Origin of the sequence: Candidatus Pantoea bituminis, assembly GCF_018842675.1 — a bacterium.
GTDB lineage: Bacteria > Pseudomonadota > Gammaproteobacteria > Enterobacterales > Enterobacteriaceae > Pantoea > Pantoea phytostimulans.
Genome location: NZ_JAGTWO010000002.1, coordinates 229,271 through 253,262 on the forward strand (window position 1 = coordinate 229,271; position 23,992 = coordinate 253,262).

Genomic DNA, 23,992 nt, shown 5'->3' on the forward strand with positions numbered 1-23,992 from the left:
TATATCTTATTGATTAATAGGTTTTTACTAATATGCGCCAGTCAGAGCATGGATTCATAAAAAGTGTGTTAAGACTGGAATAAGGATGAAATACATGGCCTGTAATGGTGTAAAAGCTCGCAGTAATTACGCTCTTGCGTTGCTGGTAGCCGTAACCTTTTTTATGGAAAACCTTGATGCAACAGTAATTACAACCGCTATACCCCAGATGGCAAAAGATTTTTTGATAAGTCCTGTGGTGCTGAATGTTGGAATCAGCGCCTATTTGTTAGCAGTTGCAGTAGGTATTCCTCTAAGCGGCTGGCTGGCAGAGCGATACGGCGCACGCAATATATTTGCCTCAGCCATCCTCCTTTTTACAGTTGCTTCAGTTTTATGTGGTATGAGTGACAGCCTGACACAGTTCACTCTCAGTCGTATTCTGCAGGGTTTCGGAGGGGCGCTGATGGTGCCGGTTGGCCGAATGGTGATTTTACGGGTCACCGAAAAAAGGACATAATAAAGATAATTGCTCTGATTACCTGGCCAGGACTAATTGCGCCAGTACTGGGACCGCCTCTTGGTGGGTTCATTGTCACTTACGGACAATGGCCCTGGATTTTCTGGCTGAACATCCCGCTCGGGCTTTTGACAGTCATCGCAACATATTACCTTGTACCACAGCTAAAAAATGTTGAAGTCCGTCGCTTAGATGTTCGCGGTTACCTTTACACATCTGCAGCCTTCACAACGTTGATTATCGCGCTTGAATGCCTGGGACAGGCTGAATTTCTTAGTGGCATCATATTATTAACTACCGGGGTGTTATGTGCTTTTAAGACATATAACCACAGTCTACGTTATCCAAATCCACTGCTGCCTTTTTCAACACTGAGAATTGATACTTTCCGGAATACCATAGTCGGCGGCTCGCTGTTCAGGGCATCAATCAATGCCATTCCTTTTTTATTACCATTACTTTTTCAGCTCACTTTTAACTGGAGCGCTGCTCAAGCCGGAGGTATGGTGCTATGGGTCTTTGCAGGAAATCTGGCAATGAAGCCTGCAACCACCTGGCTAATGAAGCGATGGGGTTTTAAACGCGTTTTAATAGTTAACGGGACCATCAGCTTTGTATCAATGTTAAGCCTGCTGTTTATCAACCCCGGACTGGATTATTACGTTATAGCTCTTATTCTGTTTATTGGTGGTCTGTCACGCTCTTTACAGTTTAGTTGTTATAACAGTGTTGGTTTTGCAGATATTCCACAAAATAAAATGAGCGATGCATCAATAATTTTCAGCATTTTCTTTCAGTTCAGCATGAGTGCAGGCGTTGCTATCGCTGCACTTTTACTGCGAGCCTCTATGTTCTGGTCCGGTAACGTCAGCCTCACTCACAGCAATATCAATGTTTCCTTTATTGGTATCGCCGCGTTAATCATGTTATCCCTTTATGATGCTTTTAAATTAAAGAGCAATGCAGGTTTGAAGATATTGTTAAAATAACGCTGACTCAGGTTCTGCATAAAAGCATGTCAATACAAACAGTTATTTAAAATCTTAATTATCCGCTATAACAGCGGGGAAGGAAGATAGCATTCCTGTTGCAAGGCTTGGTTATCTGGATCTTATGGCGCTGATGTACCCCTGATTAGACGTTCACCCGGTAAAGAAGAGATGCCCGTAAACTCAGCGCAAAAAATATGGTGATTTCTTCAGACGCAAAATCCATGGGACAAATGGCCTATAAATTTGCCATCATTATTGATATCGTACCGTAGTTTCATGATTTGAATCCTTATGTCACTACACCTGCGCCTCAGGGAGCTTTAGTTCTTGTCAGGTATCTTGGTCCAGTCGAACCAATCCTCAGCTCGTCTGTGGCGGAAAAACAGTGGCAGGCTCGCTCATCGGCATATTTGAAGAAACACAGGAGATGCTGGATTTGTGCGGCAGTCACGGCTGAATCAGACACCTCAGGATCTTTTAAGATGACTTAAAAGAGAGGTGCCCATAAGCGGTAAACGTTATCCCTAAGAGTTCAAAATTGAGGCGGTCTATCAGGCGGTTTCGTGGTCATTCCATTGTAAGTGTCGCCACCCGTCCTGATATCGCCACGCACAACCTCTATGTCTGGATAAAAAGTACGGCCCTGATTCATCAGCCAATAAAACTCAGTCCGATACCCTGTCTGAGATCCGCCGACTCCAGAAAGAACTAAAGCGGGTTACCGAAGAGATATATATTAAAAAAATCGCGGCGTACATCGCAAAGCTGTCCGACTGAGATACGCCTTTATGCGCGACGACAGCTGTTGCTGGCCTGTTCGTTTGCTCTGCCGGGTTCTGGATGTTCATCCGAGTGGATTTTATGCCTAGCTTCAGCTGCCGTATTCACAGCGACCCCAGGCAGACCAGATGCTGACCGGAGAGATCAAACAGTCTGGCTTGAGTCAGGCTGCGTCTCTGGTTACCGCAAGATTCATCCCGACCTGCGTGATACAGGTCAACAGTGCGGGTTGACCGGGTCTGGCGACTGATGAAGCATGCCGAAATATAGGCCTAGGTTGGTTACCGAAGCCCGCGGGCACGCAAAGGTGAAGCCAGTATCGTGACGCTCAACAGACTTCAGCGGCAGTTTAATCCGTACGCGTCAGATAAGCGTTGGGTAACGGACATAACCCACATCCGGACCCACGAAGGCTGACTGTGTCTGGCCGTGGTTGTTGACCTGTTCTCCCGGAAAGTTATCGGCTGGTCAATGCAACCCCAGATGACAAAAGAGATTGTCCTGAATGCCCTTCTGATGGCCATATGGCGGTGTAATCCTCAAAAACAGGTTCTGTTTCACTCAGACCAAGGCTGTCAGTTTACAAGTCATGAGTGGCAGTCGTTCCTGAAATCACACGATCTGAAAGGTAGCATGAGTCGTCGCGGCAAATGTCACGACAACGCGGTTGCAGAAGGCTTTTCCAGCTACTGAAACGCGAACGGATAAAGAAAATGAGCTACGAAGAGCGGGGTGAAGCCTGCGGTGATGTTTTTGATTACATCGAAATGTTTTATAACAGTAAGCATTGGCATGGTTCGAGCGATCAGATATCGCCGACTGAATATGAAAAACCAATATCATCAACGGCTCGGAAGTGTCCAGATTATCCATAGCAATTCAGTACATTATGATGACTCGCCGGGAACTCTCTTTATACCAAGTGTAAAAATCTTTATTAAGGTTATCATGTCCTTTAGGGTTATCATTCTTCAAGAATAAAATTGAATCTTCTCATCTGACAGGCTTAATATTCGCATAACGATGTCAAAAATTTGAGGCTAAAGTCTGAACAGATGAGTAAAAATGCCGAAATTTCCGCCAATACTAATTCAAACGGCCTACCCCCACCTTTAGTCACTGCCAAAGAAACACAGTCAGCTGTAGCTTATAGATTGCTCAAGCAGCGGATACTCGATGGCGCGCTGCCGGCTGGTACGCAGTTACTTGAACATGAAGCAGCCGACTTGCTTGGTATGAGCCGGACGCCCGTACGTGAAGCCATGATCCGGTTACACAAGGATGGCATGGTCGACATTCGCCCTCGTCATGGAATGCGGGTTTTGCCCATCTCTGCCGATGACATGCAGGAAATTTATGATGTTCTTACTTTACTTGAAGGCTCAGCAGCCGCGACGCTCGCAGAAAGAGGGATAACGGATGAACAAAAGCAGGAGCTTGAAGCTACGGTCGCCGCAATGGATCGCGCGCTGGAACAGGATGATCTTCAGGCTTGGGCTTCTGCTGATGAAGTATTTCACGCGAAGCTCATTGAGTTCAGTGATAACAAACGCATGATCGGCATGGTTTCTCAACTCTGGGAACAGTCACACCGTGCCAGGATGTTAACGCTAAAAATGCGCCCCCGCCCGACCAAATCTAATCGGGAACATCAGGCTCTGATTGAGACTATTTCTGCAGGAAAGGTGAAGCAGGCACGTCAGATGCACGAATCACACCGTAAGAAAGCAAGCTCGATGCTCGTGAAGCTCATCAGAGAGCTAGGCGCCACGCAGATTTAATTAACCGAACTGCGGGACTAAAATCACATCCTGCAGTTACCCGGTTTCCGTTCCGCTAGCATCATGGATGCTTCACATCTTCCTGCATAAAAGGACCTTTTTATTAAATTCAATGTAAAATTTTCTAGATTAAATTCCGGCTTAAATTATAACTTTTCATGCATAACACCCTGATCAATAAATCCTTTAATGCATACAACTCTCGTTGTGGATCGTGAATTCTTAATGATGTGGTGTGTTTAACACTGCCGTTTAGGTTTTATATTCCAGCGCAGCTACAACAGCTTTGCATGACATTACATTATAAATTACTGACATGACTCATTTGGGCTTCTACAGCCCTTTTTATTGCCTGATCCTTTAATGATTTATCCGAAGCGTTGCCAGCCCTTCAAAAAAACTGCGTCACTATCATTCCTAAAACGCAATCGCCGCTTTCATGATAACTGGTCACAAATTATTTTCCTGCAAGTTTGATAACGATCACACATCCGTAACTTTGCCATTTTAGGCCAATTGACTTAAATCAATGCACTAATTAACGTATACGTTAACGAGTGTGTTACGAGTACGTAATTTAGTACACACAGGAAACGAGGAAGTACAACATAATGTTCAAGGCGTATCTCGCTGACACAACCAGGAATAACTACTATGTCTAAAGCACGCTATGCACTGGTGGCTGTAGCTTTCAGTCTTACCGCTCTGCTCTTTGTTGACCGAATTGCTATCTCCGTTGCAAAAGGCCACATCGAATCTGATTTTGGTTTAACGGATACTGAATTCGGCTGGGTACTTTCAATGTTTTCGCTGGGCTATGCACTTTTCCAGTCCCCCACAGGAGCTATGGCTGATAAATGGGGCCCACGCTCCATGCTGGCGCTGTTTGTGATCACCTGGTCAGCGTTAACCGGCCTTACTGGTCTGGCCTGGGGATTCGCGTCGCTCATGGTTGTGCGCTTCCTGTTCGGGATCGCCGAAGCGGGTGCTTTTCCGACATTTGCACGTGCCATGTACAGCTGGTTACCTGCAAGTGAGAGGGCTTTAGCGCAGGGTATCAATTTATCCGGTGCACGTATTGGTGCCGCATTTGCATTACCGTTTGTGGCATGGATGCTTGACGCTGCGGGCTGGCGAGAGTCTTTTTATATCCTGTGTGCTGTCGGTGTCATCTGGGCTGTGTGCTGGTATATGTGGTTCCGCAATGACCCGGCCGATCACCGTTCAATCTCGAAAGCAGAATTAAAATTCATTGAAGAAGGCCGTGAGACAAAGCTTTCTAATGCTAATGAGCGCGTTACCATAGCCGAGCCAGTGGATATGTCCTTCCGCTCAAAAACGATGTGGCTGCTCATGCTTCAATATTTCGCGCACAGCTTCACCTTCTATTTTGCCTTAACGTGGTTATTCCCGTACTTACAGAAAACCTATGGCCTGAGTGCTGTCACTACCGGTTTTCTGGCAGGTGCGCCACTAATTGCCAGCGCAATTGGTAACTGGGTAGGTGGTGCTACAGTAGATATGATGTACCGCAGAGGATACGGACTTTGGTCACGCCGGCTGCCTGCCATCATTGGTTTTATCTTGTCTGCGGCCGGCCTGGTTGGCGCGATGATGAGTGATTCAGCATACATGGCTGTTGCCTGGCTCTGCCTTGCGATGTTCGGTACCGATGTGACCGTACCACCATCATGGGCATACTGTATCGATGTGGGTGGAAAGAAGTCTGGCGCAGTCTCAGGCAAGATGAATATGTGTGGTAATCTCGGCGCCTTCCTGACCAGTATCGCCTTCCCTTACATGTTGACAGCTTTTGGTAGCACCATGCCTTTCTTCATTTCAGCAATCGTTCTGAACCTGATTGGTGCTTACTTCTGGTTCCTGATTAACATCAAGAAAAAAGTCATGGTGTCTTTGCTAAAGCTAGCTGACAAAAAAACGTAGTGTTTACTCCTGGCCAGCTCTGCTGGCCTTTTTTCGTTTCAGTTAAAATGAGATTCTTAAGGTATGACAGCTCCTGTAGTGAATGCTCTGCTGCCCGTGGTGATATTGATACTGATAGGTTTTGCAGCCGTGCGTAGAGGCTGGCTGAAGAGCAGTGCAATAATGGATATTTCTAACCTGGCCTTTCTCATCCTTGGTCCCGCGCTCTTCTTCCGCAGTATGGCGCAGGTGCATCTTAACGAACTGGATTTTAAACCTGTCATCGTTTACTTCCTGACGATATGGGTCGTGTTCTTCGCCACGATGTTTACACAGGGCATTAATCGCCGGGGTGCGATCATGGCGCTTTCAGCCACCTTTTCGAATGTGGCAATGATTGGGGTGCCGCTGATCAACTTTACCTGGGGGCAGGAAGGACTTATCGTACTATTCACACTAATGTCAGTTCATACGCTAATTATGCTGACAATGGTTACTAGTCTCATTGAGTTTTCCATATCGAGAGAACTGGCTGCAGGAAACACAACTTTACGTACAGGCAGGTTAAGGTCTTTTTTCAGGACGTTCGGCGTATCTATGCGTAAAACGCTTCTGCATCCCGTCCCACTACCTGTTATTTGCGGAATACTTTTCGGTTTGACCGGACTTAAAATACCCACACCGGTAGATAACGTTCTGGTTCTGCTTGGACATGCTTTCTCGCCGGTGGCGCTGATCCTCGTAGGAATGACGCTTGCTACCAGCAAATCAATATCACGCTGGCGTGTACCTCTCATGATGGCATTGGCTAAGAATTGCCTTCATCCTGCCGCATTACTCATCATGGGATTACTGACTAACCTGTCAGGCTTAAGCCTGAAAGTGATGATGATTACCGCTGCTTTGCCCATTGGTGCTAACGTTTATTTGTTTGCCCATCGTTATAAGGTGGCACAGGAAGAGGTCACCGCAGCGGTGGCTATTTCAGCGGTATTGGGACTGATAACGCTGCCAGCTGTAATGCTGCTTCTTTCATTTATTGGTTAGGTAAGAAATAAAAAAGCCATTACCTCTTTAGATAATGGCTTTGGATCCGGGCGGAACTTAATCAGTTTTAAACAACAGCCATAATGGCCGACAGGATAATGAGAAAATACAAAGTAAGCTCTCAACAGAGTATGCCAAACGTCGCCACAGCCAGTGAAAAAGGGCCGCCGCCTCAGACATCAGCTTTTCATTCCACTCAATGCTTCTTTTTCTGGCTCAGTGAGATATCTCACCTTCATATCTTCAAGAAGGAATTTCAGCTTCGCTGTTTCTTCCAGCTCTTCGGCATTATCTGATGCATTAATGAAGTCAGTACCTGTTACCACCGGGCCATGATTTGCCAGAAGCACCGCGGTATATCCTTGCGATGTATATTTGGCAATCTCCTTACCAATTTCATTTGATCCCGGACGGAAATAAGGCAAAAGTGGCAGTTTACCTATCCTCATGACGTAGTAGGGGGTGAAAGCCTCAATCACGTTTTCTTTCTCGATATGATCGATCGACGAAAGCGCAGTAAGATAAGTAGAATGGAGATGAACCACTGCATTTACTGCCGGATTACTACGGTATATATCGAGATGAAAACCGACTTCTTTAGAGGCTTTTTTACCCGATATAAGCTCGCCATCAAGGGTCACTACGGAAAGTTCATCTTCCACTAAACGCCCAAGGCAAGACCCCGTCGGTGTGGCCAGAATATTACCATCGGGCAGTTTGAGTGAGAGATTACCCCTCCGCCGCATGTGTATCCGCGCTGGAAAAATGACAGTCCCTGGGAGACCATTAACGCTCTGTAATTCATCATCAGTACCTCGATTCCTGGATGAGAGACTTGGCACGTTCAAAAAAATCATCGTCACCAAAATTGCCTGATTTCAGTGCGAGAAACAGGCTCTTATCCAGCGTTGCAACCCAGGGAACGCCGGGGCAAATTAACTTACCCACCAGCAGTTCTTTAACATTGAGTGCCTGAGTTACGGCACCGGAGGTTTCTCCACCTGCGCAGATAAAATTACTGAATCCGCGCTGCTTCAATTTTTTAACCATGTGCGTAAACAGCACTTCGATACGTGCGGAAACGTCAAAGTCATATGTCGCCTTAATTTCAGCCAGACGTTCCTTGTTGACTGTGGCACAGATCATTGGAGGGTAATCAGCAGAAACATTCGCATTTAACCATTCTGCAATTTCCTCACTGTAGGCGTCGACATCGTCAAGCTTATCGACATCAACCTGATGTGTGCGGGCAAGGGACTTATAGGAGTTTACCTGCCGGTTTGTCTGCGTCGAGCAAGAGCCTGAGATCACCACTGTTTTACCCTGGCTTGGCTTAAAGGCCTTACTTCCTCCAGTATCACCCTGACGGTTGGACAGCGCTTTAGCCATGCCATGACTCAGACCCGAAGCACCAGTAACAAAGGGATGATTAGCAAATGCAGCACCTATAGTCGCCAGATGTTCATCATTAAACGCATCAATAACAACGTAGCGGTTCCCCTGTTTTGTCAGCCCCTCAAAAGCCTGACGTACAGCAATAATCCCTTTCTCAACGGTTTCATAGTCGATCAGGCCGGTAGTTCCCTGCGACTGACTGTCCATAAGTCTGATCAAATTGGCATCACGCATTGGCGTCAGCGGGTGATCTTTCATGCCCGATTCGTCCAGCGGTTCACCTTTGACAAAAAGATTACCATAGAAAACTTTTCGGCCGTTGACCGGTAGCGAAGGGACAACGATCGTCGAAACCAATCCCGCTTCATTCAAGATGGCATCAGTAACGGGGCCAATATTGCCCTCAGAGGTGCTGTCAAAAGTTGAGCAATACTTGAACTGAATGACATCGCAGCCTTGTTTTTTCAGCCACTTCCAAGTAGCTACACAATCTGCAACGGCCTTTTCAGGTTTTTGTGTTCGACTTTTAAGACTTACTACGATGGCATCTGTTTCAAGTGGCACGTCATTTAACTGGACACCACTCAGCTGGATGCAACTCATTCCCTCTTCAACCAGAAAACTGGCTGCATCCGTGCCGCCAGTATAATCATCAGCAATGATTCCAACTTTCATAAACGCCCCTACTTCTTACTGCAGATGTTTCTTCACGGCATCAGAAATCTCTTTCAGGCCGGAAGTTCCACTCAGTTCATAAGGCAGCAGCTTTTCTGCCTCATAGGCTTTAAGCACCGCATCTTCAATATTTCTGGACGCGATCGCCAGCTCCTCGCAGTCGTGTTTCTCTGCCAGGTAATCAAGCATCATGGAGGCTGAAAGAATCATTGCGGTAGGATTGGCTTTACCCATGCCAGCGATATCGGGTGCAGACCCATGGCAAGGCTGGAAAAGTGCGTGGGTATCACCGATTTCACCGCTTGGTGCCATCCCCATACCACCCATAAGTGCTGCAGCGAGATCGGACAAAATGTCACCGTACTGATTTTCAGTAGGCATAACGTCAAATTCCCACGGACGGCGAACCATATCTAGCGCTGCAAAATCGACATACTTGTGCGCCGCATTGACATCAGTAAAGTCTTTGGCCACCTCATAAAACCATTCACGCGCGTGATGCTGTGAAGACAGCACGTTGGCTTTATCGATGTGTGTCACGAGGTTTTTACCGCGACCTTGAGAAAGACGACGGCGCGCGAGCTTAAAGGAGAAGTCAAAGAGCTTCTTCGATACCGTACGCGAGATACGCATCAGGTTATGTTTGTATTCTTCATCGTCTGTCGTGAAGCCGCGCGGGAACGCGAATAAGCCTTCGGTAGATTCGCGAATAATGACGAAGTCGAGATTTTTGGTTCTCTCATCAACTAAAGGTAACGGTAAAGATGGGATGGTTTTACACGGGCGGACACCAGCATAAAGACCCAGACGCTTGCGCAAATCATGTTGTGGTCCAATTTCCGTGCCATCCGGGTAACGAATGTCCGGATGTCCCATCGCACCCAACAGAATCGCATCAGCTTTCTCTGCTCGCTCAAAATGGCTTTCAGGGAAAGCATCGCCAGTTTCAGCATAAAACTGAGCCCCTGCGTCTATATGGTCATAGACCAGACCTACATCCAGATTACGTGTAGCCGCATCCATAATCTCCAGAGTTGGAGCCATGATTTCACGACCGATTCCATCGCCTGGCATAACTGCAATATTGAATTTTTTCATGGGTTACCTCGCCATTATTTTTGAATAAGGTCGTAAAACATAACGTCTTTGCTCACCAGCATTCCGGCAGTTTCAGCATCAAAGCTGAGAAAATGAGCAGTCTTCAGATGCACTTTGAAAGCTTCCATATCTTTATATTCTTCATAGAGAAGGAACTCGACCTGATGTGATTCTTCATTCGTCATTTCAGAAACACTGAAGAAATCACAACCTGGCTCAGTCAATGAAGTGGCAGCATTTGAAAGCAGGAGGGGTTTGAAGCGCGGGTAGTCATTCTCATCCACTACCATCTTCACTAAGACAGTTAACATTTGCCTACCTTTCGTATTCGTTAATGTATGCATTAATCAGGGTGCATGTTACGATACACTCGCCTTTTGCAACAGTGCCACGCGTTTTTTTCACAAAAATTATACGCAGGTCACACTTGTGATTTCACATATGAACATTAACAGAGCCACTGGGAAATCAGGATAATCAATAAGTTACTGATTTATTTGGTTGAAATTTGAGAGATAGAATATGATCCCGTTTCAGCGCCAGAAACTTCTCCTGCAGATCGTCGAAGAATGTGAGTACGTCAGTATAAATTTTCTGACTTCTCATTTCGGTGTTTCTCATATGACTATCCGTCGAGATATCGCTGAGCTTGAAAAGCATCAAAAGGTCAAGGCGGTTTCCGGAGAGGTACGTAAAGCCGGCGGTGAAAGCACGGAATTGCCGCGTGCATTTAAAGTCAACATCGCGCGGGATGCAAAAACTGCAATTGCTAAATCAGCAGCAAACTTACTGAATTTCGAAAAAGTGATTTATCTTGATGCAGGCACTACCTGTTACGAGATAGCACGTGAACTCGCCACGCGAAATGATCTGATTTTTATCACCAATGATATTGAAACGACGAACCTGCTCATAAAGTTAACTCGCTCAGAGGTTTACTTCATTGGTGGTAGAATTGATAAAGAAAATGGATCTTCTGTCGGTTTGCTGGCATCGGAAACACTAAGCAAATTTAACATAGATTTGGCCTTTATCTCCGCTGCCGCGTTTAACGCTACAGGAATATCTTCCAGTGATGAGAACAAAGCTCAAATAAAAAAAGGGTTTCTTTGGTTTCATTAAAAAGCATTCTTGTTGCAGACGCGTCAAAATATGGGCTAATTGCACTCCATAAGTGTCTACCTCTTAATAAATTCGACACGCTAATCTCAGATAGTAACCTCCCCGACCATGTTCGTGAGAAACTTGAGACAAGCGTCTCAAATATTATCATCGCCCAACCTAATGTGAATGAATGACTTTTACAATGTGAATCCATGTGATAAATTAATTATCAGTAAGTTTTGGGCGAAATCTTCCCGGCTACTAACACGATTAATTTATTGATATTAAAAACATCCTGTTCATTAGATAGCTTAATTAACCCCCCTGTCTTCTCTTCATCCATAAAACCCAATAATTGGCAATCTGAAAACGCTAATACTGCAACCCGTCACACAAAGCTTATAGGCTTAATATTTATATTTCCGTTCAAGTCACATTTATTAACCACCCGCATAGCCATTTATTATTTTTCATATTTAGTTATTACCGAGTTTAACTTTTTATGTACATGTTGTCCTGCCTCCAGCCCGGACAGCTTTGCTTTTTGCAACGCCAGATAGCTTAGTTATGGAGCATTCAAATCATGTCTAATTCAATCGACACCTCTTCAGGAATGAGCTGGAGTATTGGTGGAATATGCAGACTTATTATGAAAAATCTCTACCTACAGGTAGTCATCGCAATGGTGATTGGGATTTTATTGGGCCATTACTTTCCATCTATGGCAGCGGAAATGAAACCGTTTGGTGACGGTTTTATCAAGCTAATCAAAATGACGATTGGCATGGTCATTTTCTTTACCGTGGTGTCCGGCATCGCCAATATGCGCAACTTCAAAGAGGTGGGCAAAATTGGTGGTGCTGCGCTGATCTATTTTGAAATCGTTTCGACCATCGCATTGTTGATTGGCATGGTTGTGGCGCATGTCCTTCAACCTGGTGCCAGTTTTAATGTGGATCCGGCCAAACTCGATGCAAGTCAAATCAGCCAATACGTTACTGCCTCTCATACCGGTGGAATGGCTGATTTTATACTTAGCATAATTCCCAAAACGCTTTTGGGTGCTTTTACCGGTGACAGTATTCTCCCTGTTGTCTTTGTCTCTGTGTTAATGGGGCTGGTACTGGGACGTATGGGTGATAAGGGTAAACCTTTGCGCGATTTTGTAGACGCGGGTGCAGAATGGATTTTTGGCATCATCAACGTGATCATGCGCTTCGCACCGATCGGTGCTTTCGGTGCAATGGCATTTACCGTAGGTAAGTTTGGCGTTGCATCTCTCAATTCTCTGCTCGTGCTAATTGTTTGCTTCTACATCACTGCTGTGATTTTTGTTTTTGTGATACTGGGTTCAATCGGCCTTAAATATGGCTTTAATATCATGTCCGTGTTGCGCCATTTCAAAAGTGAACTCCTGCTGGTATTAGCGACGTCTTCATCTGATGCAGCTTTACCATCGGTAATGCGTAAGCTTGAAGATCTGGGTTGCCGTCCCGGTACTGTAGGTTTAGTTGTGCCTGCCGGTTATGTGTTCAACTCTGATGGCACCAATATCTATCTTACAATGGCCATACTTTTCCTCGCTCAGGCCATGCATGTCGAACTAACCATCTGGCACCAGTTGATGATTTTGGCCGTAGCTACCCTCACCACGAAAGGTTCAGCTGGCGTACCTGGCGCAGGCTTTGTATCGCTGGTTGCCACTCTAGCTCTTGTACCCGAAATTCCACTGGTGGGCGTAACGATGCTTTTGGGTATTGATCGCATCATTAGCGAAGGTCGCGCGATAGTTAATGTCATTGGCAATATTGTTGCCACCCTCGTTATTTCCAATCGAGAAAAAGAAATTACTCCACAAAGCCTGAAGCTGGCCATGCTTCAGGAAAAACATAACAAATCTCAGCCTTCTTAATCTGTCATTCATTCCAGAGGTAGATATGACAATTGAAAATGATGTACTGGTCTCTGAAAACCAATTAACTGCATTTAGCACTCAGATTTTAAAGAATATTGGCGTTCCCTCAAATGATGCTGAAATTGTGGTAAAGAACCTCATTGAGGCCGATCTGCGAGGAGTTTACTCACATGGCGTAGTACGTTTCCCAATTTACGTAAAGAGGATACTTGATGGTGGCACGAACCCAAAAGCCAGGATGAGTATTCTACGCGAGACACGGACTACTGCCGTTATTGATGGCGATAACGGACTGGGTCATCTCGTCGGCGTTCAGGCCATGCAATTAGCTATAGAGAAAGCTGCCGAAGGCGATTGCGTTTTTGTTGCAGTGAAGAACAGCAATCACTTCGGAGCTGCAGCCTATTACACCGAAATGGCTGCGCGACATAATATGATTGGCTTTTCCTTCACTATAGGCGCAATTAATCACATGACGCCCTGGGGCGGTGCCGAAGCCATGCTGGGGAATAACCCCTTCTCCGTAGCTTTCCCGACACGAGAAGATTTTCCCGTGGTTCTGGATATGGCATGCAGTATCGCGGCGCGTGGAAAAATTATCGTTGCGGCCAAAGAAGGTAAACCTATTCCGAACGACTGGGCAACCGGGCCGGATGGGCTTCCCACCACTGATGCGGTTGAAGCACTGAAGGGCTTTGTTACGCCACTCGGTGGCCCTAAAGGTTATGCTCTGACTTTAACCGTTGGTCTTTTGAGCACCATGCTGTCAGGTGCATTCTTTGGCAGTGATGTCGGAGACCTTTACGAGGAAACATCAACAGCGCAGAACAGTGGTCACTTGTTTGGTGTCTTGCCAGTGTCTTCATTTGATGAGATAGAAAATTATTTAAGCCGGATGGATAAGGCAATGGCCGATATGCGTAACGCTAAGAAAGCCACTGGTATTGAACGTATATACCTTCCAGGAGAACGTGAGCATCTCTCTTTATTGAAAAGTCGTAAAGAGGGCATTCCGTTAGGGCAAGCATTATTTAAGGAGTTAGTTGCGTTAGGAGAAAAACATCATTTATCTCTTGAAAAAATTGGGTAGCACGTAAATTGCAAATTCAACTGCCCGGATAGCTAAATCCGGGCCCATCTGAACTAACGGCTTAACGTCAGATGCTTTATCAACGCTGATGTCCCATCATTAAGCGCACTGCTGTTTGACCACGCTATCCACAATTGCCTGAATGACCAATGATCATTCAATTTAATAATACGCAAGTTTCTCTCTGGCGGTGCGTATTACAGCAGAACGCGGCAAAACTGAAATGCCCAATCCCGCCTCAATAAGGCTGATGACGGCTTCAAACGAGGTAACCTGAAAGGGAATATCAAGCGTTTTACCTAGAGAAACAGCCGCGTCTTTAATGAGATCCAGAATGGCGCTGCCATTATTGAGTCCGACGAAGCGCTGATCGACAATTTGCGAAAAGTCACACTCCTCTCCCATTTCTGGCCTGAACATTGAGGGTGCCACTACGACCATCTGATCAATGCGATAGGTTTTCTTCTCCAAGCCTCGTGCATCAATATTACCAGAGAAAATCCCGATATCAATTTCGGCATGATTCAGTGCTTTTATAATTTCAATGCTCAGTCTCTCTTCAAGCAAGATCTTCATATCCGGATGTAAAGTTTGAAATGCATAGAGATCATTGGGTAGAAATTGCACTATTGATGACGTATTAGCCCAAACCTTTATATTTTCACTGATCCCCACCAAAAACTCATTCATGTTCTTAGTAAGCAAGTCGACGCTTGCCACTACTGACTTTGCCTGCATCAGTATGAATTCACCGGCGGGTGTTAAATGTAACCCCTGAGGACGACGGTCAAAAAGACGCTGGCCTATAAGTTTTTCCAGTTCATTGATTCGTTTACTCACCGCGGAAAGCGTCATAAATACGTGCTCAGACGTCAGTGTCAGGCTGCGCGTATGCGCTGCAAGAACAAAAATCCGAAGTGTTAACAGATCCAGATTGCTGATGTTGATCACACTTAAAGCTCCCGACTTGTTTATTAAAGGCATTTGTAACGAAGAGATAAAATTGATAGAAAATGAATAAGAATCCTATCTGTTAAGTTTGAAGGCTGTCAGCCAGGGTCCGTTTATAACTCTAATATCAGATATAACCACGTCGCGGTGGTAAAATGCCATTGAGATAATAATCCCCCACTGCGGCATATTTCCAGCGTACAGGATCATGCAGAGTATGAGTTCTCGCGTTCCGCCAGTGCCGGTCCAAATTGTACTGCGCCAGTAAAGCTTGAGAACCGGCATGCTCAATAAGCTTATTACTGGCATTCAGGCAAAGTTCGGTTGAAAGTATTTTAACTTCGGCGACCGCTATTGATGCTTTCGCCAGAGACGATGCTCCAGGGGATGATTTAATAGAATCGACGACCTCAGCAGCGTCTATGATCAGCGTTTCAGCGGCGTGCAAATCTGTCATCAGGGCACCAAAATCTGCCAACAGCAAGGTGTCCTTTGCGGCAAATCCCATTTCACAGTCTATCCATGGCCGTGAACGACTGGTCACAAACGATCTGAAATCATTCAGAGCAGCTCGCGCAATGCCAATCTGTATGGCTGCATGATAAAGCTGAGAATAGGGTCCTAACCGGGTTGGATTATCAAATAATGACTGAAAAGGCAGAACGTCTGCCCTGTTGACCAACACATTATCGAGCAGCACCGTGCCGCTGGCTGTTGTACGCTGTCCCATTGCCGTCCAGTCATTGCGCAATGTCAGTCCGCTGCTTTCTTTTGGCACATAAGCCATGTGCTGGAATCCATCATTGTCTTTAACAAAAACGGCCAGCCAGTCGCACAACAATGCCCCAGTGCAATATGCTTTAGTCCCATTGATGCGATTACCAGCTGGTGTTTTTGAAATAATAGTGGAGCGATGTAAAGCTGATGCAGTTTTACCCTGAGTTTCAGCAACAGCATTGCCAAAACGCTTTCCCTTTAATACTTCATTAAAAAAATATTGCTGCTGTTGCTTGTTACCCAGTAAACGGAAGCACTCAACCGAATAGAAATGCGTTTGTGGAATTTGGCCAACGGATGGGTCGGCCTCGCTTAGTTTTATCACAACTTCCACCAGCGTACGTGCGCTCACATCGGCACCACCATACGCTTCAGGTACAGTTATCCCCTGCAACCCACTTTGCGCTAAGAGGACAAGCTCGCGAACGGGTAAAGCACGCGTAGAATCACGAGCGGCAGCAGTCTCTTTGATAACGGGAATAAGAGCTTCAATGACTTCCAGCGCTTCGCTGTTCGATCGTATAACATGGGCAGGCTTTGAGATCCCGGGTGCGGTGAGGCGAATAAATTCTGACACGCGTTGCTCCAATTAAATGAAAGAATGACGTTGAGGAAACTCATCATTGAGCCAGTAGCTGCCAACAATTTTATACTTCCAGCGAATCGGATCATGAAGAGTATGCGTACGGGCATTGCGCCAGTGGCGATCCAGACCATGTTGGCTGAGTGTCGAACCCGTGCCGGCCAGCTCAAATAGTTTTTGTGAAGCATCCAGTGCGATTTGCATCGTCAGAATACGGGCTTCTCCAACCGTAACTGAGACTTCGGCGGACACCTCAGCCGAAACGCTGCTGTCTTTAAACCTATCCAATGTGCAGGCTGCTTTTCTCAATAACCCGAGGGCAGCTTTTTGTTTTACAGAGAGCAAGCCGATAGCCGCCACAATATAGGGGTCGTCTGCCGCCGCTTCCTTGCCGCTGTCTATCCATGGGCGCGATTTTGTTTTAACAAATTCCATCGTATCGCTGAGTGCAGCAGAGGCAATTCCAGCGTCTATCGCCGCATGCAGTAGTTGTACATAAGCGCCCTGTAATGAAAGCTGATTGTCATACAGTTTATGCGCAGGCAGGATCTGCATCTCATTAACCGATACCTGGTCAAATACTATGCTTCCACTGCCAGTAGTACGCTGCCCAAAACCGCTCCAGTCGTTGTGCAATGTCACGCCAATGCCATTAGTGGGCACTAAAACTCGTGTCAGTTGGCTATTATCATCAAGCGCCAACACCTGTAGCCACTGCGAAAACTGAGATCCGGCACAATAAAATTTGGTGCCATTGAGGATAAATCGGCTCTCATGTCGGTTAAGGGTTGTCTTGATATCACGAGCATGTTTAGTGTTACGTTCCGATGACGCACTGCCAAATCTCTCTCCTGCCAGAATGCGTTTAAAGTAGAGGCGTTTTTGTGCGTCCGATCCCAGGGTTTTAAGGCTGTTTATTGCTTCAAAATGCGTTAATGGAATTTGACCGATAGAGGGATCTGCTTCTGAAATTACACGGATAATCTCGACAAGCGTAGTGAGGGAAATATCGGCACCGCCGTAGGCGACTGGCAAAGTACAGCCTAAGAGACCAGAAGAAGCAAAACGCTCCATCTCATTTTCAGGCGGCGTTCTCTTCTCATCGCGCTCAGCCGCATCCTTTTCATAATATTCAGCCAGTGTTTTGGCTACCAACAACGCCTCGTTATCATTTTTTATTAATCTGGTCGAATTTTCCTGATCGACTGGGTATTGATTCTTTAACATATTAAGCCTGCCTTTACGCTTTTTCTCTGTGAATATTAAGTGCTGAGAAGGATTGCTTGACCGGCATGATTTCAATTGAATTGACATTGACATGTTCAGGCAAAGTCGCAATCCAATAGACTGTCTCAGCAATATCTTCCGCACTCAGCGCTTTAACATTCTCATAGCGTTTCCTCGCTGCCTGTTCATCGCCATTCAGGCGTACGGTGGTAAATTCTGTACCACCAATTAATCCTGGCTCAACATTCGTAACCCGGATATCTGTACCAATTAGATCTGCGCGCAAGTTCTGGCTAAACTGTTTAACAAAAGCTTTAGATGCCCCATATACATTTCCCCGGGATAAGGATATTTACCAGCGACGGAACCGATATTAATGATATGCCCGAAATTCGACTTTATCATTTTTGGCAAAATAGCATGCGTAAGCAAAGCGAGTCCTGTGATGTTAGTATCTATCATCTTTTTCCAGTTTTCGGTATTGGAACATTGTGCAGTTTCCACCCCCAATGCCAGACCTGCATTATTCACAAGCACGCTAATATCGGAAAAATCATCCGGGATCGCTTTCAGGAAATTTGTATATGAATTGATATTGGAAATGTTATGCTGTAATGGAAAGAAACTCTCTCCAAGCTCATCTTTAATAATACCCAGACGCTCTTTTCGTCTCCCTGTACCGATGACTGCCCTTCCTTCAGCAATAAATCTTTTAGCAATAGCAAGACCAATACCTGAAGTAACACCGGTTATTAATACTGTCATAATGCCTCCTGTTGAAATATCCGCATTCTGGTTGAACAGTAGTTACAATCCACTTGAGAGATAATCAACCTATATTTCCACAGAAGAAACCTAACTGAAATGAAGCGGATTTTGCGGTGATAATTCGGTTTTTATTGTTTTTAGTTATTAGCAGGCGGATTCTGGTTATAAAAAGGGCAGCCTACATGCGAATAATAAAATTAGTTATGCGCAATATGTCATATGCATTTATTAATGATAAAAAATACTTTAGGCGTAATGAGCAAGCCCAATACCTTGTCGGGAATTAATTACACCGCAGGAAGTTGAAATGACATCGTTTAATAAAAAGAATTTGGTCACTGCTATCATTACAATAAGCTCTGTGACATTTATCCTTTCGACACATGCTGCAACACCAGCGGATACTCTTGTAGTGGCAAAAAACTTGGAGGATGTCATCTCGCTGGATCCCGCTGAGGCGTATGAAAACACCACCGGCGAAATCATTAACAACAGCTATTCAAGGCTAGTACATCGCGATAAGCATGACGCGACCAAAATCGTTGGCGACGTGGCACAGAGTTGGGATGTTTCCAGCGATGGCAAGACATACACATTTACGCTTAACCCAGCCGAGAAGTTTCCGTCCGGTCGGGCCATCGCCGCAGAGGATGTTGTTTACTCTTTACAGCGGGTGATCTTGCTAAATAAAACCCCTGCCTTCCTGCTGCGAAATTTCGGCTGGAATAAAGACAATGTAAACAGCAATGTTCAGGCAATTAAAGGTAAAGTCATCATTCATATACAGGATGCAATCGCACCGCAATTGGTGTTGCAGATTCTGGCAACATCAGTAACTTCAGTTGTAGATGAGAAGCTATTACAGCAGCACTCTAAAGATAACGATTATGGAAATGGGTGGTTACGCACTGCCTGGGCGGGTTCTGGCCCCTTCTCTATCCAGACATGGCAACCCAAGCAAGCCATCGTTCTGGAGAAAAACAGTGCCTATTATGGTGAGCAGGCAAAAATTTCACGCGTGATTTTCCGCCACGTACCTGACAGCAGTACTCAGACGCTTTTACTTACAAAAGGAGACGTAGATTTAGCTTACAACCTTCAACCAGACCAGTTAGCTGATTTAATCAAAGACAAACAATTTAAAACTGTCGACTCGCTGAAATTGACACAGATCTACATTCCACTCAACCAGAAGGTCGAACCGCTTAAAAGCGACAAAGTACGTGAAGCACTGAAATATCTCATCGATTATCAGGGGATCAAGAATAATCTGTTAAAAGGCCAGTGGGTTATACATCAGTCTTTTTACGGTATTGGACAGCCCGGCGTACTGACCGACAATCCCTACCATCTTGACGTAGCCAAAGCTAAACAGCTGCTTGATGAGGCTGGATATAAACAAGGCTTCGAGCTCAAAATGGATGTAGAGAATACTTCACCTTACCCGGATATAGCTCAATCAATTCAGTCTACCTTTGCACTGGCAGGTGTAAGGCTTAAACTGGTCACCTCCGACCGCCGGCAAATTGTCACTGAATATCGAGATCGTAAACATCAGACCATTTTATGGCATGCCTCCGTAGACTATAACGATCCCAATGCATCCGCAGCTGATTACGCCTACAACACGGATAACAGTTTGCACTCAACAAACCGTAACCGGGCCTGGCGTAGCAGCTGGATAGACCACAACATCAATAAACTTACCGATCTCGCTCTTCATGAAAAAGATCCTCAAAAACGCCTCTCTGATTATCAGACGCTACAGCGCGATATGTGGAAGGTTTCACCTTATATATTTCTGTTCCAGCAGAAAGAACGTCTTGCCATTAATGGCCATGTTCAAGACCTGGTCACCGGGCCAAATTACGACGCAACACTCTATAACTACGTCGTAAAACGTTGAGGAAGGCCGAACTGATGCGTGTGATCAAAAGACTGAGCAACAACATGGCTGTGTTTATAACTACCGTTATTGGCCTGCTGTGTTTCACCTTTCTGATAGGCAAGTTACTGCCTATCGATCCTGTATTGGCGATTGTCGGTGAACATGCCACTGCGGATGTGTATGCGCAGGAAAAGGAAAAGCTGGGCCTGAACAATCCCATTCCAGTTCAATTTCTGGATTATCTGAAAAAAGTAGTGCAGGGGGACTTTGGTACCTCTGTGACTACGGGCAAGCCGGTGCTGCATGACGTGTGGAGTGCAGTACCAGCGACTCTTGAGCTTGGCACGACAGCAATGCTGATTGGCCTGTTACTGGGTATACCCTCAGGCGTGTTGGCTGCTGTATACAGAAACAAGACGCCCGACCGCATAGTGCGCTTCTTAAGCATACTTTCACATGCCGTTCCGGGATTCTGGCTTGGGCTCATTTTCCTGCTCATTTTTTATGTTGAGTTGGGATGGACGCCGGGCCCGGGTCGGCTGGATATCGCCTATCAGTACAGTATTCAGCTAAAAACGGGATTTATTCTCTATGACACCCTTACCCAAGGAGAATTTGATGCATTCAAGGATGCCGCTGCGCATCTTATCTTACCTGCAATGGTACTGGGTCTGGCTACGGCCTCTTATCTGTGCCGACTGACCCGCGGCTATATGATCGAGGCATTAGCCTCTGAATATGTCACGGCTGCCCGAATGAAGGGAATGCCGGAGCATGTGGTGATCTTTCGGCATTGTATGCGCAACATTGCCGTTCCTCTCTTAACGTCAACAGCGCTCTGTTATGTGCATCTGCTAGAAGGTGCCGTGTTAACAGAAACCATCTTCACATGGCCTGGATTGGGACTGTATATCACTCAGTCTATATTCAGTGCAGACCTTCCGGCGGTAATGGGTGCGGTAACTTTTATCGGCATATTTTATCTGATAGTAAACAAATTAGTCGACTCACTCTATCCCCTTCTTGACGCCAGGATAAACAAAAAATGACTTATGAATCAGATGTTGAGAGAAGTAAATTACAGGAAACCTCAACTTCGCTGTCTCCCGTGCAGCCAGGTCTTCTTCGTTTTTCCAGCAGCCTTTATAAAGTGCTATCAGGTAATAATCTTTTGCTATGGGGCACGCTGATTTTATTTATCACATTTGTGGCGGTGTGCTCAGCCGGTTTGATTAGCCATTCAGATCCTGGATTACAATCGTTGGACGATCGCGTGCAGCCCCTTCTGCTCTGCACTGGTTTGGTACCGACCAATTAGGACGTGATATTTTTAGCAGAGTACTTTACGGAGGGCGTGCAACGCTTGTGATCGTATTGTGTTCAGCACTGGCCATTGCGCCAGTGGGCTTACTGGTCGGCATTCTGGCAGGTTACTACGGCAGTTTTATTGATAATCTGTTCATGCGCTTAACCGATATTTTCTTTGCTTTCCCCCGACTGGTGCTGGCCTTAGCGCTGTCGGCAGTACTGGGTGCTGGGCTGTTTAATGCGGTATTCGCTATCGTCATCAGCGCCTGGCCACCCTACGCTCGTCAGGCACGCGCTGAAGTGTTAACGATTATGGAAACGGACTTTATTAAAGCTGCGAGGCTCTCAGGAGCCTCAGATTTTCGGATTATATTTCACTATATATTGCCGCTCTGCATGTCATCAGCTTTTATCCGCTTAGCACTCGATCTCTCAGGGATCATCATTATCGCTGCCGGTCTTGGCTTCTTGGGATTAGGAATTCAGCCTCCTACGCCGGAATGGGGTGCAATGATTTCAGAGGGACGCCAATATATTTCTACGGCATGGTGGATTTCAATTTTTCCAGGTCTTTCAATACTTTTTATGAGCGCTGCATTTACCCTGCTGGGTGACGGCCTTCGCGATACCTTTGACCCAAAAAGGAGCTGTCAAACAATGACCATTCCTCTCCTTGAACTCGAAAATCTCTCGGTTTTCTATCAGGGCTGTGGCGTAGTGAAAGACGTCACGCTGACGCTTAATTATCAACAAAAAATCGCAATAGTTGGTGAATCGGGTTCAGGTAAAACGCAGCTTGCCCGTGCTATTGCCGGTATTTTGCCGGACCGCGCTCAAGTGACGTCAAAACGATTTCTCTTCTCGAGCAGTGAGTTGACGATGCTCAGTCGACGTGCACGCCAGGCCATGCGAGGCCGGGAAATCGCAATGATTATGCAGGACCCCCATTACTCTCTGAATCCGGTGATGCGTATCGGTGAACAGATCACCGAGGTTTACCGCTATCACTTCAACCTGCCACAGAAGGTGGCCAGGCAACATGCTCTTAAGGCCTTGTCCCGGCTACATATAAACGATCCTGAAAAGGTCTTTAATGCCTGGCCACATCAAATTTCTGGTGGGATGGGCCAGCGCGTCATGATCGCGATGATGATGGCTGCCTCACCAAAACTACTCATTGCGGATGAACCAACCTCATCACTGGATAGCTCAACCTCGATACGCGTCATTAATGAGCTGGATCAACTATTTAACCAGCACAAGATGAGCCTGATTTTTATCACCCATGATATTGAACTTGCGACGCGTTTTTGCGACGACATTATTGTTATGTACCGTGGTCAGATCGTTGAAAAGTTGCGCGCAAATCTTATTCAGCATGCACAGCATCCTTATACACAGGGTTTACTCAACTGCATACCACGTGCCGGGAATTTGCCTGAAAGACTCCCTACGCTGCATACAGGAGCGATGGTCATATGATGACTAATAACGTTCTGACTGTGAATGAACTTTCGTTACGCTACGGCAATAAGCAGGTACTCGATAAGATCAGCTTCTCAATCGCTAAAGGAATGAGTCTGGGTATCAGCGGTGAGTCGGGTTCAGGAAAATCAACCCTTCTCAAGGCGGTGATGGGTCTTGTTATACCCGATAATGGTGACATTTTAATTGCTGGCGCTGCTCGCTCCACACGACAAAGATTAGGCTTTTTTTCAAAGGACGTTCAAATGGTTTTCCAAGACCCTTTTGGATCCCTTCATCCGCGCCACACCATTCGTAAAATCATATCTGAACCAATAATAATCAATAATGGTGAGTTTCAAGAAGAAAGGGTAGAGTCGGCCTTAAAAGAAGTTGGTCTGAATAATTCTTTCTTAACTCGCTACCCTCATCAGCTTTCGGGAGGGCAGCGTCAGCGAGTATCAATAGCCCGAGCCCTCATATTGAAACCTAAGCTGGTTGTTCTTGACGAACCGACCTCAGCATTGGATGTTTCCGTGCAGGCTGAGATCTTAAATTTGTTAAAAGACATTAAAAGCAGTCATGACTTAAGTTATTTGCTTGTAAGCCACAATCCGGCCGTGATTGAATACTTGTGTGATAAAGAAATGCTGCTCGATAACGGTCGATTGGTAAATACAGATTAACCAAAATTGATAGTACAAGGACACCCGGCGTTAACACCGGG

19 protein-coding genes and 3 pseudogenes are annotated in these 23,992 nt (G+C 45.8%); 14 read left to right on the forward strand and 8 right to left on the reverse strand.

Annotation, left to right across the window (positions count from 1 at the left end; genetic code table 11):
- Positions 1–85: 85 nt before the first annotated feature.
- The 6 genes and pseudogenes from KQP84_RS25155 (at position 86) to KQP84_RS02935 (ending at position 7,022) form a co-directional block, all read left to right on the forward strand.
- On the forward strand, positions 86–499 hold the full coding sequence (locus tag KQP84_RS25155) for an MFS transporter (protein ID WP_252515168.1): 414 nt from the start codon (positions 86–88) through the stop codon (positions 497–499).
- Positions 500–546: 47 nt separating this feature from the next.
- A complete protein-coding gene (locus KQP84_RS02915) occupies positions 547–1,488 on the forward strand; it encodes an MFS transporter (protein ID WP_252515194.1) in 942 nt (313 codons plus the stop codon).
- A 540-nt stretch (positions 1,489–2,028) separates the two neighbouring features.
- Positions 2,029–3,104: pseudogene (locus tag KQP84_RS02920) on the forward strand (IS3 family transposase); the annotation flags it as partial.
- Positions 3,105–3,326: 222 nt separating this feature from the next.
- A complete protein-coding gene (locus KQP84_RS02925) occupies positions 3,327–4,052 on the forward strand; it encodes a GntR family transcriptional regulator (protein WP_215845148.1) in 726 nt (241 codons plus the stop codon).
- 654 nt (positions 4,053–4,706) lie between these two features.
- On the forward strand, positions 4,707–5,996 hold the full coding sequence (locus KQP84_RS02930; protein WP_215845149.1) for an MFS transporter: 1,290 nt from the start codon (positions 4,707–4,709) through the stop codon (positions 5,994–5,996).
- 63 nt (positions 5,997–6,059) lie between these two features.
- Positions 6,060–7,022, forward strand: coding sequence for an AEC family transporter (locus KQP84_RS02935; RefSeq protein ID WP_215845150.1), 963 nt, complete (start codon positions 6,060–6,062; stop codon positions 7,020–7,022).
- Between the two features lie 179 nt (positions 7,023–7,201).
- Here KQP84_RS02935 and otnC read toward each other — a convergent pair.
- From otnC to KQP84_RS02955, 4 genes and pseudogenes are all read right to left on the reverse strand, one after another.
- Positions 7,202–7,830 (reverse strand): annotated as a pseudogene (otnC, locus tag KQP84_RS02940) (3-oxo-tetronate 4-phosphate decarboxylase).
- Positions 7,830–9,092, reverse strand: a complete 1,263-nt coding sequence (gene otnK / locus KQP84_RS02945; protein ID WP_215845151.1) for a 3-oxo-tetronate kinase — start codon at positions 9,090–9,092, stop codon at positions 7,830–7,832. Before otnK ends, otnC begins: the two are co-directional and overlap by 1 nt.
- A 15-nt stretch (positions 9,093–9,107) precedes the next feature.
- The gene (locus KQP84_RS02950) at positions 9,108–10,190 is read right to left on the reverse strand and encodes an isocitrate/isopropylmalate dehydrogenase family protein (protein ID WP_215845152.1); all 1,083 of its coding nucleotides are present in this window, start codon (positions 10,188–10,190) and stop codon (positions 9,108–9,110) included.
- Between the two features lie 14 nt (positions 10,191–10,204).
- On the reverse strand, positions 10,205–10,501 hold the full coding sequence (locus tag KQP84_RS02955) for a putative quinol monooxygenase (RefSeq protein WP_215845153.1): 297 nt from the start codon (positions 10,499–10,501) through the stop codon (positions 10,205–10,207).
- A 211-nt stretch (positions 10,502–10,712) separates the two neighbouring features.
- Here KQP84_RS02955 and KQP84_RS02960 point away from each other — a divergent pair, with 211 nt between their 5' ends.
- The 3 genes from KQP84_RS02960 (at position 10,713) to KQP84_RS02970 (ending at position 14,299) form a co-directional block, all read left to right on the forward strand.
- A complete protein-coding gene (locus tag KQP84_RS02960) occupies positions 10,713–11,312 on the forward strand; it encodes a DeoR/GlpR family DNA-binding transcription regulator (protein ID WP_215845154.1) in 600 nt (199 codons plus the stop codon).
- Positions 11,313–11,907: 595 nt separating this feature from the next.
- On the forward strand, positions 11,908–13,206 hold the full coding sequence (gene dctA / locus KQP84_RS02965; RefSeq protein ID WP_370661473.1) for a C4-dicarboxylate transporter DctA: 1,299 nt from the start codon (positions 11,908–11,910) through the stop codon (positions 13,204–13,206).
- A 25-nt stretch (positions 13,207–13,231) separates the two neighbouring features.
- On the forward strand, positions 13,232–14,299 hold the full coding sequence (locus tag KQP84_RS02970) for an Ldh family oxidoreductase (protein WP_215845155.1): 1,068 nt from the start codon (positions 13,232–13,234) through the stop codon (positions 14,297–14,299).
- Positions 14,300–14,461: 162 nt separating this feature from the next.
- Here KQP84_RS02970 and KQP84_RS02975 read toward each other — a convergent pair whose 3' ends face one another.
- The 4 genes and pseudogenes from KQP84_RS02975 to KQP84_RS02990 all read right to left on the reverse strand — a co-directional run.
- Positions 14,462–15,250: a LysR family transcriptional regulator gene (locus tag KQP84_RS02975; protein WP_215845156.1), complete on the reverse strand. Its 789-nt coding sequence runs from the start codon at positions 15,248–15,250 to the stop codon at positions 14,462–14,464.
- Positions 15,251–15,377: 127 nt separating this feature from the next.
- Positions 15,378–16,604, reverse strand: coding sequence for an SfnB family sulfur acquisition oxidoreductase (locus KQP84_RS02980; RefSeq protein WP_215845157.1), 1,227 nt, complete (start codon positions 16,602–16,604; stop codon positions 15,378–15,380).
- A gap of 12 nt (positions 16,605–16,616) precedes the next feature.
- On the reverse strand, positions 16,617–17,837 hold the full coding sequence (locus KQP84_RS02985) for an SfnB family sulfur acquisition oxidoreductase (RefSeq protein WP_215845158.1): 1,221 nt from the start codon (positions 17,835–17,837) through the stop codon (positions 16,617–16,619).
- 166 nt (positions 17,838–18,003) lie between these two features.
- A pseudogene (locus tag KQP84_RS02990) lies at positions 18,004–18,602 on the reverse strand (SDR family NAD(P)-dependent oxidoreductase); the annotation flags it as partial.
- 310 nt (positions 18,603–18,912) lie between these two features.
- On the opposite strand from KQP84_RS02990, the gene KQP84_RS02995 reads away from it, so the two are divergent.
- From KQP84_RS02995 to KQP84_RS03015, 5 genes are all read left to right on the forward strand, one after another.
- Positions 18,913–20,511 (forward strand): ABC transporter substrate-binding protein, encoded by a 1,599-nt coding sequence (locus tag KQP84_RS02995; RefSeq protein WP_215845159.1) that lies wholly within the window; start codon positions 18,913–18,915, stop codon positions 20,509–20,511.
- Positions 20,512–20,525: 14 nt separating this feature from the next.
- Positions 20,526–21,542 carry an ABC transporter permease gene (locus KQP84_RS03000; RefSeq protein ID WP_215845160.1) on the forward strand — a complete coding sequence of 339 codons (1,017 nt, stop codon included), beginning with the start codon at positions 20,526–20,528 and terminating at the stop codon, positions 21,540–21,542.
- Positions 21,539–21,811 (forward strand): hypothetical protein, encoded by a 273-nt coding sequence (locus KQP84_RS03005; RefSeq protein ID WP_215845161.1) that lies wholly within the window; start codon positions 21,539–21,541, stop codon positions 21,809–21,811. Before KQP84_RS03000 ends, KQP84_RS03005 begins: the two co-directional genes overlap by 4 nt.
- Positions 21,812–21,894: 83 nt before the next feature.
- Positions 21,895–23,283 carry a dipeptide/oligopeptide/nickel ABC transporter permease/ATP-binding protein gene (locus KQP84_RS03010; RefSeq protein ID WP_215845162.1) on the forward strand — a complete coding sequence of 463 codons (1,389 nt, stop codon included), beginning with the start codon at positions 21,895–21,897 and terminating at the stop codon, positions 23,281–23,283.
- Positions 23,280–23,951 (forward strand): ABC transporter ATP-binding protein, encoded by a 672-nt coding sequence (locus tag KQP84_RS03015; protein WP_215845163.1) that lies wholly within the window; start codon positions 23,280–23,282, stop codon positions 23,949–23,951. The genes KQP84_RS03010 and KQP84_RS03015 overlap by 4 nt, the downstream gene beginning before the upstream one ends.
- The last annotated feature ends 41 nt before the right edge of the window (positions 23,952–23,992 follow it).